Genomic DNA, 12,849 nt, shown 5'->3' with positions numbered 1-12,849 from the left:
GGGTGGCGGGAAGGGGGCACAGCGTTCGCGGTGGTTGCGCGGCTGTTGATAAGTGCGGCGATCCACAGTCGATCGTCTGTGGTGGCGCGACAACTGATTGGATGAATCGATGCCTCGGCGTCCGATCGAATTTCGCGCATCGGGCGAAGCGGATCGGCCGCCGCGTCTTAGTTGTTCCGAGTCATCGCGCAGCGCTGTTCCGCCCGGCTGCTTCACAGTGAATTTCTTGCGGCGATCGTGCCGCACCGCCCATGCTCGCGCCGAGCGTCGTTTGGCGCCTTCCCATCGTCACCGCATTTTTGCCGGCAAGAAATACCGGCGCGAAAAGCCGACCTTACAACTGTCATCGTACGTCGTCGGTTCGCGCGTTTTTCACATGATGAGGCGACATTTTGCGCAGATTTTTGTCGTGTCTAAAGCCTTGAATCACCTGCAACTATCGCTTACAATCGCCCGGATTTGTTAGCTAGGCACCCCCGAAAGCTTTCGGAAAGTTTGGGGCGGATTGGGATTTTGCGGATGGTTGCGATGGCGGGTCAGGAGGAGCCGATCAATGGGCACGACAAGCACAGCGCACGCCGCAGTACCGCACCGGCTGTCGAGAAGCGGCATGCAGCCGCCGACGATTGGGATGCCGAGCAGCAAGACGACACAACAATCGTTCCGCTTACGCGGGCCGAAGCGGAAACGCTGTTCGGGCCGGATGTAAGCCGACCCTCGCGGGTCACGCCCTACCGGGTTGTGATCGCGCAAGTGGCTTTGTCCTTGGTTGCAACGCTGGCGTGGTGGCTGTTTTCTTCGAAGCCGCCGGGCGCCGCTGCGCAATCTGCATTTTTGGGCGGAGCGATTGGCTGGGCGCCAAGCGCATTGTTCGCGGCGCGTTTGAGGCGAGGCGGTGCCGACACCGTGATGGGTTGGGTGGTCGGCGAAGTACTCAAGATGGGTGCGACGATCGCGCTGTTCGTGGCGATCGCCGTGTGGTACCCGGGTGTGCACTGGGTGCCGTTGCTCATTACGTACTTGCTCGTGCTGAAAACGTACTGGATTGCGTTGGCCTGGCGATAGGCTGTGAGACCTTGCGCAGTTCGACACGAACCTGCGCAGGCGCGTTCCCGCAATAAATTGTTGCGGCGAAGCGGATAGACCGATTTTCGACAATTTGGGTGGCACTAACGATATGGCAACCAGCGAAGGCTCGCGTGCTCTGGATCCGTCCGAGTACATTGCGCACCACTTGCAGAATTTCTCCACCGCGCATCAGACGTCGATTTTCGATATTCACGTCTGGAATCTCGACACGTTGTTCTGGTCGATCGTCTGCGGTCTCGCCACGATTCTCATCCTGTACATGGCTGCCCGCAAGGCAACGCCGGGCGTGCCGGGTCGCTTCCAGTGCATGATCGAAATGATCGTCGAGATGGTGGAAGACCAGTCGAAGGCGGTCGTGCACGGCAATCGTACCTTCATTGCTCCGCTCGCGCTGACCGTGTTCATCTGGGTCGCGCTGATGAACTCCCTCGACTTTCTCCCCGTCGACCTGCCGGGCCGCGTGATCGGCTGGCTGGGCCTGTCGGAAGTCATCCCGCATCATCGCATCGTCCCGACGGCCGACCTCAACGGCACGCTCGGCATCGCACTTGGCGTCTTCGTGCTGATGATCTTCTACAGCATCAAGATCAAGGGCGCGGGCGGCTTCGTGCATGAACTCGTGTCGGCTCCGTTCGGTGCGCATCCGCTGCTGTGGATCCCGAACCTGGGCTTGAACATCGTTGAATATGTCGCCAAGACCGTGTCGCTCGGCATGCGGCTGTTCGGCAACATGTACGCAGGCGAACTGCTGTTCCTGCTGATCGCGTTGCTTGGCAGCATGTGGGGTTTCGGCGCGGACGCGTCGGTGCTCGGCTTCATCGGCCACATCCTCGCAGGCAGTATCTGGGCGGTCTTCCACATCCTGATTGTTTTGCTGCAAGCGTTCATTTTCATGATGCTGACGCTGGTGTATCTCGGCCAGGCTCACGAATCGCACTAAGCAGCCGGACAATCAAGCAGGTTTGTTTTTAGTTTTTCTTTTAATTCCAGTTCCAAGTCTTTTCACAAAGGAGTGATCATGCAAGCTTTCATCGCCAACATCCAGGGTCTGACCGCTATCGGTATCGGTATCATCATCGGCCTGGGTGCGATCGGTGCCTGTATCGGTATTGGTCTGATGGGTGGCAAGTACATCGAAGCATGCGCGCGTCAGCCCGAGCTGATCAACCCGCTGCAAACGAAGATGTTCCTGCTGGCCGGTCTGATCGATGCAGCGTTCCTGATCGGCGTCGGCGTGGCAATGCTGTTTGCATTCGCGAACCCGCTCCTGTCGAAGCTCGCAGGCTAAGGTTCCTCGGAAGATTTGCGCCAGCGATTGCCGGCGCAGGGTGGAACGGATGACGAGCGCCAATCGAATTCCCATTCGACGCGCTCCTCCTCGTTTCAATTTCCGGAATAGCAGATAAGGAAACACCGTGAATCTTAACGCAACCCTGTTTGCGCAAATGGTCGTGTTCCTGATCCTCGCGTGGTTCACGATGAAATTCGTGTGGCCGCCGTTGATCAACGCCCTCGACGAGCGCTCGAAGAAAATTGCCGATGGCCTCTCGGCCGCGGAAAAGGGTCAGGCGGAACTCGCAGCGGCGCACAAGCGCGTCGACCAGGAACTCGCGCAGGCCCGTAACGACGGTCAACAACGCATTGCCGACGCTGAAAAGCGCGCGCAGGCCGTTGCCGAAGAAATCAAGGCTCAAGCCCATGCCGAAGCCGCCCGCATCATCGCTCAGGCGAAGGCGGACGCGGATCAGCAAATCGTGAAGGCGCGTGAAACGCTGCGCGGCGAAGTCGCCACGCTGGCGGTCAAGGGCGCCGAGCAGATCCTGAAGCGCGAAGTCGATCAAACGGCCCACGCCGAACTGCTGAATCAACTGAAAGCCGAGCTCTGATCATGGCCGAACTTGCAACCATCGCCCGCCCTTACGCAGAAGCGCTGTTCCGCGTGGCCGAGGGTGGTGATATCGCCGCCTGGTCCACGCTCGTGCAAGAGCTGGCTCAGGTTGCGCACCTGCCCGAAGTGCTGTCTGTCGCGTCGAGCCCGAAAGTGAGCCGTGCGCAGGTCAACGAGCTGCTGCTCGCCGCGGTGAAATCGCCGCTCGCGACCAGCGCGGAAGCGAAGAACTTCGTGCAGATGCTGGTCGAAAATCACCGTATCGCGCTGCTGCCGGAAATCTCCACGCAGTTCGACGAACTGAAGAATGCGCGCGAAGGCGCGGCAGACGTGCAGATCGTCAGCGCGTTTCCGCTCGAAGGCGCACAGCTCACCGAACTCATCGCCAGCCTTGAACGCAAGTTCAAGCGTAAGCTGAAGCCCACGGTCGAGACCGATGCGTCGCTGATCGGCGGCGTGCGCGTGACGGTCGGCGACGAAGTGCTCGATACCTCGGTCCGCGCGCGGCTCGTCAGCATGCAGACAGCCTTGAGCGCTTGAGCGCCCAGGCAGTCGGCACGCAACAGAATTGACTATCAGGAGCGAATAATGCAACTCAATCCCTCTGAGATCAGCGAGCTGATCAAGAGCCGGATCCAGGGCCTTGAAGCGAACGCAGACGTTCGCAACCAGGGCACCGTGATCTCCGTGACCGACGGTATCGTGCGCATCCACGGCCTGTCGGACGTGATGCAGGGCGAAATGCTCGAGTTTCCGGGCAACACGTTCGGCCTCGCGCTGAACCTCGAGCGCGACTCGGTCGGCGCGGTGATTCTCGGCGAATACGAACACATCTCGGAAGGCGACATCGTCAAGACGACGGGCCGCATTCTGGAAGTCCCGGTTGGTCCGGAACTCATCGGCCGCGTGGTCGATGCGCTCGGCAACCCGATCGACGGCAAGGGCCCGGTCAACGCGAAGCTGACCGACGCGATCGAAAAGATCGCTCCGGGCGTGATCTGGCGTAAGTCGGTGTCGCAGCCGGTGCAGACGGGCATCAAGTCGATCGATGCGATGGTGCCGATCGGCCGTGGCCAGCGTGAGCTGATCATCGGCGACCGTCAGTGCGGCAAGACCGCGGTGGCGATCGACGCGATCATCAACCAGAAGGGCAAGGACCTGGTCTGTATCTACGTCGCGATCGGCCAGAAGGCTTCGTCGATCATGAACGTGGTGCGCAAGCTCGAAGAAACGGGCGCGATGGAATACACGATCGTCGTCGCCGCTTCGGCATCGGATTCCGCCGCCATGCAGTACCTGGCACCGTACGCTGGCTGCACGATGGGCGAATACTTCCGCGACCGCGGCCAAGACGCGCTGATCATCTATGACGACTTGACCAAGCAGGCTTGGGCATACCGTCAGATCTCGCTGCTGCTGCGCCGCCCGCCGGGCCGTGAAGCGTACCCGGGCGACGTGTTCTATCTGCACTCGCGTCTGCTCGAGCGTGCGGCTCGCGTGTCGGAAGATTACGTCGAGAAGTTCACGAACGGCGAAGTGAAGGGCAAGAGCGGTTCGCTGACGGCACTGCCGGTCATCGAAACGCAGGCAGGCGACGTGACCGCGTTCGTTCCGACGAACGTGATCTCGATTACCGACGGCCAGATCTTCCTGGAAACCGACCTGTTCAACGCAGGCATCCGCCCGGCAATCAACGCCGGCGTGTCGGTGTCGCGAGTCGGTGGCGCCGCGCAGACGAAGGTCGTGAAGAAGCTGTCGGGCGGTATCCGTACCGACCTCGCGCAGTACCGTGAACTCGCCGCATTCGCGCAGTTCGCATCGGACCTCGACGAAGCGACCCGCAAGCAGCTCGAGCGCGGCCGCCGCGTGACGGAACTGCTGAAGCAGCCGCAGTACCAGCCGCTGCAGGTGTGGGAGCTGGCCGTGTCGCTGTACGCCGCGAACAACGGCTACCTCGACGACCTCGACGTCAAGCAAGTGCTGGCGTTCGAGAAGGGCCTGCGCGACAACCTGAAGACCAGCCACGCTGACCTCATCAAGCGCATCGAAGACACCAAGGATCTCTCGAAGGACGACGAAGGCGCGCTGCGCGCGGCGATCGAATCCTTCAAGAAGTCCGGTGCCTATTGATCCGCGAGTGACACACTGAGGCCGCGCGGGTTGCGTGATGCGCCCGCGCCGCTTCGGTCAAGGAGCAAGCTATGGCTGGAATGAAGGAAATTCGCGGCAAGATCAAGAGCGTGCAGAACACGCGCAAGATCACGAAGGCGATGGAGATGGTGGCCGCATCGAAGATGCGCCGCGCGCAGGAACGCATGCGCGCAGCGCGTCCGTACGCGGACAAGGTCCGTGCCATCGCCGCGCACATGAGCCGCGCGAACCCGGAGTACCGCCACCCGTTCATGGTGGCGAACGAAGGCGTGAACACGGCCGGCATCATCCTCGTCACGACGGACAAGGGTCTGTGCGGCGGTCTGAACACCAACGTGCTGCGTGCGACGGTGCAGAAGTTCAAGGAGCTGGAAGGGCAGGGCCAGAAGGTCGAAGCTACCGCGATCGGTAGCAAGGGCCTCGGGTTTCTGAACCGCTTCGGCGCGAAGGTGATGTCGCAGGTCGTGCACCTCGGCGATACCCCGCACCTGGACAAGCTGATCGGCGCCGTGAAGACGCAGCTCGATCTGTACTCGGAAGGCAAGCTGGCGGCGGTTTATATCGCTTACACGCGCTTCGTCAACACGATGAAGCAGGAAGCCGTGATCGAGCAGCTGCTGCCGCTGTCGTCGGAACACTTCGAAGCGGGTGACGGCACGCCGTCGACGTCGTGGGACTACATCTACGAGCCGGACGCGCAGGCAGTCGTCGACGAACTGCTCGTGCGTTACGTCGAGGCGCTGGTGTACCAGGCCGTCGCGGAGAACATGGCGTCCGAGCAATCGGCGCGAATGGTCGCGATGAAGGCCGCGTCCGATAACGCGAAGACGGTGATCAGCGAACTGCAGCTCGTGTACAACAAGAGCCGTCAGGCCGCGATTACGAAAGAACTGTCGGAGATCGTCGGCGGCGCAGCCGCTGTTTAAGCGCGCGCCCGGGACGACAACTGCGCCTTTGCGCGAGTAAAGAATCAGGTATTTAAAGGAAAAGCGATGAGTACTGCTGCTTTGGTAGAAGGCAAGATCGTACAGTGCATCGGCGCCGTTATCGACGTGGAATTCCCGCGCGACAGCATGCCGAAGATCTACGACGCGCTTATTCTCGATGGCTCGGAACTGACGCTCGAAGTCCAGCAGCAGCTGGGCGACGGCGTGGTCCGGACCATCTGTCTGGGTGCATCCGACGGCCTGCGCCGCGGCCTGACCGTGAAGAACACGCGCAAGCCGATTTCGGTGCCGGTCGGCAAGCCGACCCTCGGCCGGATCATGGACGTGCTCGGCCGTCCGATCGACGAGGCTGGCCCGATCGAGAGCGAACATACGCGCTCGATCCACCAGAAGGCGCCGGCGTTCGACGAACTGTCGCCGTCGACCGAACTGCTCGAAACGGGCATCAAGGTCATCGACCTGATCTGCCCGTTCGCAAAGGGCGGCAAGGTTGGCCTGTTCGGTGGTGCAGGCGTGGGCAAGACCGTCAACATGATGGAGCTCATCAACAACATCGCGAAGGAGCACGGCGGTTACTCCGTGTTCGCGGGCGTGGGCGAGCGTACCCGTGAAGGGAACGACTTCTACCACGAAATGAAGGACTCGAACGTTCTCGACAAGGTCGCGCTGGTGTACGGCCAGATGAACGAGCCGCCGGGCAACCGTCTGCGCGTCGCGCTGACCGGCCTGACGATGGCCGAGCACTTCCGTGACGAAGGCCTCGACGTGCTGTTCTTCGTCGACAACATCTACCGTTTCACGCTGGCCGGTACCGAAGTGTCGGCACTGCTCGGCCGTATGCCGTCGGCAGTGGGCTATCAGCCGACGCTGGCTGAAGAAATGGGCAAGCTGCAAGAGCGCATCACGTCGACCAAGAAGGGCTCGATCACGTCGGTTCAGGCCGTGTACGTCCCTGCGGATGACTTGACCGACCCGTCGCCGGCTACGACCTTCGGCCACCTTGACGCAACCGTCGTTCTGTCGCGTGACATCGCTTCGCTGGGTATCTACCCGGCGGTCGACCCGCTCGACTCGACGTCGCGCCAGATCGACCCGAACGTGATCGGTGAAGAGCACTACTCGATCACGCGCGGCGTTCAGCAGACGCTGCAGCGCTACAAGGAACTGCGCGACATCATCGCGATTCTGGGCATGGACGAACTGTCGCCGGAAGACAAGCTGTCGGTCGCGCGCGCACGTAAGATCCAGCGTTTCCTGTCGCAGCCGTTCCACGTTGCTGAAGTGTTCACGGGCTCGCCGGGCAAGTACGTGCCGCTGAAGGAAACGATCCGCGGCTTCAAGATGATCGTCGACGGCGAGTGCGACCACCTGCCGGAACAGGCGTTCTACATGGTCGGCACGATCGACGAAGCCTTCGAAAAGGCCAAGAAGATCCAGTAAGGGTCATGTGGGACGGGAGTGAGCGCTGAGCGCTCACTCCGGTCGACCGCCGTGGGGCCGGAGTAAGCGCTGAAGCGCTCACTCTTGCCAACCGCGGCATGGGATGGGAGTAAGCGCTAAAGCGCTAACTCCCGTCGACAGGAGTCGATATGGCAACCATCAAAGTAGACGTCGTCAGCGCGGAAGAGCAGATCTTCTCGGGCCAGGCGAAATTCGTCGCGCTGCCGGGCGAGTCGGGTGAGCTGGGTATCCTCCCGGGTCACACGCCGCTGATCACGCGGATTCGTCCGGGTGCGGTGCGCATCGAAGTCGAGGGCGGCAACGACGAATTCGTGTTCGTCGCGGGCGGCATTCTCGAAGTGCAGCCGGGCGCCGTGACGGTGCTCGCCGATACCGCGATCCGCGGCAAGGACCTCGACGGGGCGAAAGCCGAGGAAGCGCGCAAGCGCGCCGAGGAAACGCTGCAGAACGCGAAGTCGGACCTCGACCTCGCGAAGGCGCAATCCGAGCTCGCGACCGCGATGGCGCAGCTCGAGGCGATCCAGCGTCTGGCGAAGATTCGCAGCCGGCACTGAGCCGAGCCGCGTATCCCGCGAAAGAAAGCAGCCTTCGGGCTGCTTTTTTTCGTCTGTCGTTTGCGTGCCGGATCGTTCCGGCCGGTCGTGCTATTTCATCCGGCCGCCGTGATTTGATGTCAGAGTGTCGTCAGCGGAGCGCGTCATCATCCGCGGTGAGGCTGTCCGTCGCGATTGCGGCGGCGGAGGCGGGCACGGCAGGCGCGCGCGGGCCGATCAGACAAAAAGGACGGAGACATTCATGGCAGCAGACCTTGGCGTGGGCGCGCTGATCGCGCCCGAAAACGGCTTGTCGTACGTGCGCGGCGCGACCGACGTGCCGCTATCCGAAGCGACGATCGGCCGGTTCCTGCTCGACACGGCCGGCCGCTTTCCCGACCGTCCGGCCGTCGTGTTCCGCGAGCAGCAGGTGCGCTGGACCTGGCGCGAGTTCGCGAACGAGGTCGACGTGCTGGCGGCCGGCCTCGCCGCGCTCGGCATCGTGAAGGGCGATCGCGTCGGCATCTGGTCGCCGAACCGCAGCGAATGGCTGCTCACGCAGTTCGCGACCGCGCGGATCGGCGCGGTGCTGGTCAACATCAATCCGGCCTACCGGCTGTCGGAGCTCGAATACGCGCTGAACAAGGTCGGCTGCAAGGCCGTGATCGCAGCCGAGCGCTTCAAGACGTCCGCCTACGTCGAGATGCTGCAGACCATCGCGCCGGAGCTTGCGAGCGCGACACCCGGCGACCTGCATGCGGCACGCGTGCCGAGCCTGCGCACGGTCGTGTCGATGGGCGACGTCGCGCCGGCCGGCATGTTCCGCTTCGCGGACGTGATGGCGCGCGGCCGCCGGGCCGTCGATTCCGCGCTGCTCGATGCGATCGGCGCGACGCTCGCGGCCACCGACGCGATCAACATCCAGTTCACGAGCGGCACGACGGGCAGCCCGAAGGGCGCGACGCTCACGCATCGCAACGTCGTCAACAATGGGCGCTCGATCGCGACGGCGATGCGTTTCACCGAGCAGGACACGCTGTGCATCCCGGTGCCGCTGTATCACTGCTTCGGGATGGTGCTGGCCGTGCTCGCGTGCGTGTCGAAGGGCGCGGCGATGGTGTTTCCCGGCGAAGCGTTCGATCCGGTCGCAACGCTCGCGGCCGTGGCCGACGAGCGTTGCACCGCGCTGCACGGCGTGCCGACGATGTTCATCGCGGAGCTCGATCATCCCGAGTTCCGGACATTCGACCTGTCGACGCTGCGCACCGGGATCATGGCCGGCTCGCCGTGCCCGATCGAGACGATGAAGCGCGTCGTGTCGCAGATGCACCTGTCGGAGATCACGATCGCGTACGGGATGACGGAAACGAGCCCCGTGTCGTTCCAGAGCTCGACCGACGATCCGCTCGAGAAGCGCACGACGACGGTCGGGCGCATCCAGCCGCATCTGGAAGTGAAGGTCGTCGATCCGAACGGCGACATCGTGCCGCTCGGCGTGACGGGCGAGCTGTGCACGAAGGGCTATTCGGTGATGCTCGGCTACTGGGGCGACGACGCGAAGACGCGCGAGGTGCTGGCCGACGGCTGGATGCATACGGGCGACCTCGCGACGCTCGACGCGGACGGCTACTGCAACATCGTCGGCCGGCTGAAGGACATGGTGATTCGCGGCGGCGAGAACGTCTATCCGCGCGAGATCGAGGAATTCCTGTTTCGGCATCCGAAGATCCAGAGCGCGCAGGTATTCGGCGTGCCCGATGCGAAATACGGTGAAGAGCTGTGCGCGTGGATCGTGCTGCGCGCGGACGAGCAGATGACCGAGGATGACGTGCGTGCGTTCTGCAACGGGCAGATCGCGCACTACAAGATTCCGCGCTATATCCGCTTCGTCGACGAGTTGCCGATGACGGTGACGGGCAAGGTGCAGAAGTTCGTGATGCGCGACCGGATGATCGAGGAGCTGAAGCTCGACGTGCAGAAGACCGCATGAAGCGAAGCGGCCCGGCGACGGGAAAAACGCGGCGGCCTGCGGGCCGTTGCGTTTTCGATGGACGAAAAAAAGCGGGCTTATTAGCCCGCTAAAAACCACACGCTACGGGGTTAGCGCGAGGAGACCAAAGATGAAACCGTGTCCGGCGGGGAGCCGGAAACGACTCCAACAGGGATGCCCCTTGGAAGGGCTTCGGTACGTGACCGACTGGCTCGCAGCGCTTCGCGTCCGCTCACACTTGGCACACGAGACCGCATCCGTGTTGAAACCGTTGAGGCCATTGTGGGCGAATTAATGACCCCTCGCGGTAACAAAGTGTTTCAGGTTGTAACGCCCGCCAGATAAGGCTTTCCGGGATTTTTTGCTGTTTTCGGGATCCTGAGGAAGGTCATTTTTACCCATATTTTCCGCAGCGTTTTCATCGTATGCGTACGATGCGTTTTTCATGCGCATCAGGCACGACGAACTGCCGATTTGCACGCGAGAAAGTGCGCCGCGCGGCAGTTGCCGCGTATGACGATTCATTCGTCAGAAAGATTTTGAAACGTGATCGGAATGCGCGGAAGTCGGCCGTTCGGCCAATTCGAAGGTTTCGGGCCGCCGGCGTGCGGCGTCGATGTGTAACGGCGGCCTGCCTGCCGCCGCCGCGAAGCCGCTTGCGCGCGCGGCAGCCACGGGGTCGGTGCCCGTTATCGGCCGCCGCGTGCGGGCCCGCTTACTTCAGCCACTGGTCCGAAATCGCCTGGTATTCGCCGGTCGACAGCGCGAGATGCAGCCACTGGTCGACGTACTGCTGGAACGCGGCGTCGCCGCGCGGCACCATGTACGCCTTTTCGCCGAACTGGAACGGCTTGTCCGGATGCACCGAGCACAGGCCCGGATTCAGCTTTTGCTGCAGCAGCGTCTCGGACGCATCGGTCACCATCACGTCTGCCTTGCCCGCCAGGATCTGCTTGAAGATCGTCACGTTGTCCGGATAGACGGTCAGGTTTGAGTGTGTGAAGAACTGCTTCGCGAAACGCTCGTTGGTGCCGCCTGGGTTCACGATCACGCGCGTTTCGGGCCGGTCGATCTGCGCGACGGTCTGGTACTTGTCGGCGTCCGCGCAGCGCGCGATCGGCGTCTTGCCGTCGACGACGTACGGCTGCGTGAAGAACACGCGCTTCTGGCGCTCGAGCGTCGTCGAGATGCCGCCCACCGCGATGTCGCATTTCGCGACGAAATCGGTGGTCAAGGTCGGCCAGCTCGTCTTCACGTAGTCGGTCTTCACGCCGAGCGATTTCGCGAGCGATTCGGCCATGTCGATGTCGATGCCCTCGAAGCGGCCGTCCGCGCGGTAGTACGAATACGGTTTGTAGTCGCCCGTCGTGCACACGCGCAGCGAGCCGCGCGCGAGCACGTCGTCGAGTCGCGAACCGGCGCCCGGTGCGGCTGCGGCCGTGCCCGCGCCGGTTTGCGCGTGCGCGGCGGCGCAGCAGAGCAGCGCGGCCGCGGCGAGCGTGGCGAATGTCTTCATCGGTCTCCTCCTTCGTTTTGTTCGATATGAGCGTCCGATCATAACGGAGCCATCGCGCGCGTCATATGGCCGCCATCGCATCGGCATGTGCGGCCCGGCGGCGGCTGTCCGGTAAAATGCCGCTTTGCCTTCGCATCGTCGCTCCTACCGTGGCCCATACCCTGCTCAACGACACCTTCCTGCGCGCGCTTCTGCGCGAGCCGACCGACTACACGCCGATCTGGCTGATGCGCCAGGCCGGCCGCTACCTGCCCGAATACAACGCGACGCGCGCGCGCGCCGGCAGCTTCCTCGGTCTCGCGAAGAATCCCGACTACGCGACCGAAGTGACGCTGCAGCCGCTCGAGCGCTTTCCGCTCGACGCCGCGATCCTGTTCTCGGACATCCTGACGATTCCGGACGCGATGGGGCTCGGCCTCGACTTCCAGGTCGGCGAAGGGCCGAAGTTCGCGCATCCGGTGCGCACCGAGGCCGACGTCGCGAAGCTCGCGGTGCCGGACATCGAAGCGACGCTCGGCTACGTGACGGGCGCCGTGCGCGAGATCCGCCGCGCGCTCACCGACGGCCAGGGCCGCCAGAGCGTGCCGCTGATCGGCTTCTCGGGCAGCCCGTGGACGCTCGCGTGCTATATGGTCGAAGGCGGCGGGTCGGACGATTTCCGCACGGTGAAGTCGATGGCGTATTCGCGCCCCGACCTGATGCACCGGATCCTCGACGTGAACGCGCAAGCGGTGGCCGCGTACCTGAACGCGCAGATCGAAGCGGGCGCGCAGGCCGTGATGATCTTCGATACGTGGGGCGGCGCGCTGGCGGACGGCGCGTACCAGCGCTTCTCGCTCGACTACATCCGCCGCGTGGTCGCGCAGCTCAAGCGCGAGCACGACGGCGAGCGCGTGCCGGTGATCACGTTCACGAAGGGCGGCGGGCTGTGGCTCGAGGAGATCGCGGCGACCGGCGTCGACGCGGTCGGGCTCGACTGGACGGTCAACCTCGGCGCCGCGCGCGAGCGCGTCGCGGGGCGTGTCGCGCTGCAGGGCAACCTCGACCCGACGATCCTGTTTGCGCCGCCGGCCGCGGTGCGCGAACAGGCGCGTGCGGTGCTCGACAGCTACGGCAACCACCCGGGCCATGTGTTCAACCTCGGGCACGGCATCTCGCAATTCACGTCGCCCGATCACGTCGCCGAGCTGGTCGACGAGGTGCATAACCACAGCCGCGCGATCCGTAGCGGAGCCGCCGGCTGAACGCAAGCGCTGTCATGCTGCACTGCGGGA

At 63.2% G+C, this 12,849-nt stretch carries 12 protein-coding genes; 11 read left to right on the top strand and 1 reads right to left on the bottom strand.

What is annotated here, in order from left to right:
- Positions 1-528: 528 nt before the first annotated feature.
- The 10 genes from BFF94_RS21940 (at position 529) to BFF94_RS21895 (ending at position 10,059) form a co-directional block, all read left to right on the top strand.
- Complete coding sequence (locus tag BFF94_RS21940; protein ID WP_128846527.1) at positions 529-1,065, top strand: ATP synthase subunit I; 537 nt, start codon at positions 529-531, stop codon at positions 1,063-1,065.
- 112 nt (positions 1,066-1,177) lie between these two features.
- A complete protein-coding gene (atpB, locus tag BFF94_RS21935; protein WP_128846524.1) occupies positions 1,178-2,029 on the top strand; it encodes a F0F1 ATP synthase subunit A in 852 nt (283 codons plus the stop codon).
- 78 nt (positions 2,030-2,107) lie between these two features.
- Positions 2,108-2,377: a F0F1 ATP synthase subunit C gene (gene atpE, locus BFF94_RS21930; RefSeq protein ID WP_025990054.1), complete on the top strand. Its 270-nt coding sequence runs from the start codon at positions 2,108-2,110 to the stop codon at positions 2,375-2,377.
- A 127-nt stretch (positions 2,378-2,504) separates the two neighbouring features.
- Positions 2,505-2,975, top strand: a complete 471-nt coding sequence (locus BFF94_RS21925; RefSeq protein WP_048247917.1) for a F0F1 ATP synthase subunit B — start codon at positions 2,505-2,507, stop codon at positions 2,973-2,975.
- Between the two features lie 2 nt (positions 2,976-2,977).
- Complete coding sequence (locus tag BFF94_RS21920) at positions 2,978-3,517, top strand: F0F1 ATP synthase subunit delta (RefSeq protein ID WP_128846522.1); 540 nt, start codon at positions 2,978-2,980, stop codon at positions 3,515-3,517.
- Positions 3,518-3,565: 48 nt separating this feature from the next.
- Entirely contained in the window at positions 3,566-5,107 is a 1,542-nt protein-coding gene (atpA, locus tag BFF94_RS21915) for a F0F1 ATP synthase subunit alpha (protein ID WP_128846520.1), read from the top strand.
- Between the two features lie 71 nt (positions 5,108-5,178).
- Positions 5,179-6,054, top strand: coding sequence for a F0F1 ATP synthase subunit gamma (gene atpG / locus BFF94_RS21910; RefSeq protein ID WP_128846517.1), 876 nt, complete (start codon positions 5,179-5,181; stop codon positions 6,052-6,054).
- 66 nt (positions 6,055-6,120) lie between these two features.
- Positions 6,121-7,515 carry a F0F1 ATP synthase subunit beta gene (atpD, locus tag BFF94_RS21905; RefSeq protein WP_128846514.1) on the top strand — a complete coding sequence of 465 codons (1,395 nt, stop codon included), beginning with the start codon at positions 6,121-6,123 and terminating at the stop codon, positions 7,513-7,515.
- Positions 7,516-7,664: 149 nt separating this feature from the next.
- On the top strand, positions 7,665-8,090 hold the full coding sequence (locus tag BFF94_RS21900) for a F0F1 ATP synthase subunit epsilon (RefSeq protein ID WP_128846511.1): 426 nt from the start codon (positions 7,665-7,667) through the stop codon (positions 8,088-8,090).
- Positions 8,091-8,331: 241 nt separating this feature from the next.
- Positions 8,332-10,059: an AMP-binding protein gene (locus BFF94_RS21895; RefSeq protein WP_128846508.1), complete on the top strand. Its 1,728-nt coding sequence runs from the start codon at positions 8,332-8,334 to the stop codon at positions 10,057-10,059.
- 715 nt (positions 10,060-10,774) lie between these two features.
- Here the strand turns inward: BFF94_RS21895 and BFF94_RS21890 are convergent.
- Positions 10,775-11,575 (bottom strand): transporter substrate-binding domain-containing protein, encoded by an 801-nt coding sequence (locus tag BFF94_RS21890; RefSeq protein WP_219139830.1) that lies wholly within the window; start codon positions 11,573-11,575, stop codon positions 10,775-10,777.
- 149 nt (positions 11,576-11,724) lie between these two features.
- Here BFF94_RS21890 and hemE point away from each other — a divergent pair, with 149 nt between their 5' ends.
- Positions 11,725-12,819, top strand: coding sequence for a uroporphyrinogen decarboxylase (gene hemE / locus BFF94_RS21885; RefSeq protein ID WP_281426181.1), 1,095 nt, complete (start codon positions 11,725-11,727; stop codon positions 12,817-12,819).
- The last annotated feature ends 30 nt before the right edge of the window (positions 12,820-12,849 follow it).

Origin of the sequence: Burkholderia catarinensis, from assembly GCF_001883705.2 — a bacterium.
Classification (GTDB): Bacteria; Pseudomonadota; Gammaproteobacteria; order Burkholderiales; family Burkholderiaceae; genus Burkholderia; species Burkholderia catarinensis.
This window is presented reverse-complemented; position numbering and strand designations above follow the sequence as displayed.

Bases quoted from the DNA above. Each gene is read 5' to 3' on its own strand.
- BFF94_RS21940 (WP_128846527.1), top strand. From the start codon at position 529: ATGGCGGGTCAGGAGGAGCCGATCAATGGGCACGACAAGCACAGCGCA.
- atpB (WP_128846524.1), top strand. From the start codon at position 1,178: ATGGCAACCAGCGAAGGCTCGCGTGCTCTGGATCCGTCCGAGTACATT.
- atpE (WP_025990054.1), top strand. From the start codon at position 2,108: ATGCAAGCTTTCATCGCCAACATCCAGGGTCTGACCGCTATCGGTATC.
- BFF94_RS21920 (WP_128846522.1), top strand. From the start codon at position 2,978: ATGGCCGAACTTGCAACCATCGCCCGCCCTTACGCAGAAGCGCTGTTC.
- atpA (WP_128846520.1), top strand. From the start codon at position 3,566: ATGCAACTCAATCCCTCTGAGATCAGCGAGCTGATCAAGAGCCGGATC.
- atpG (WP_128846517.1), top strand. From the start codon at position 5,179: ATGGCTGGAATGAAGGAAATTCGCGGCAAGATCAAGAGCGTGCAGAAC.
- atpD (WP_128846514.1), top strand. From the start codon at position 6,121: ATGAGTACTGCTGCTTTGGTAGAAGGCAAGATCGTACAGTGCATCGGC.
- BFF94_RS21900 (WP_128846511.1), top strand. From the start codon at position 7,665: ATGGCAACCATCAAAGTAGACGTCGTCAGCGCGGAAGAGCAGATCTTC.
- BFF94_RS21895 (WP_128846508.1), top strand. From the start codon at position 8,332: ATGGCAGCAGACCTTGGCGTGGGCGCGCTGATCGCGCCCGAAAACGGC.
- BFF94_RS21890 (WP_219139830.1), bottom strand. From the start codon at position 11,575: ATGAAGACATTCGCCACGCTCGCCGCGGCCGCGCTGCTCTGCTGCGCC.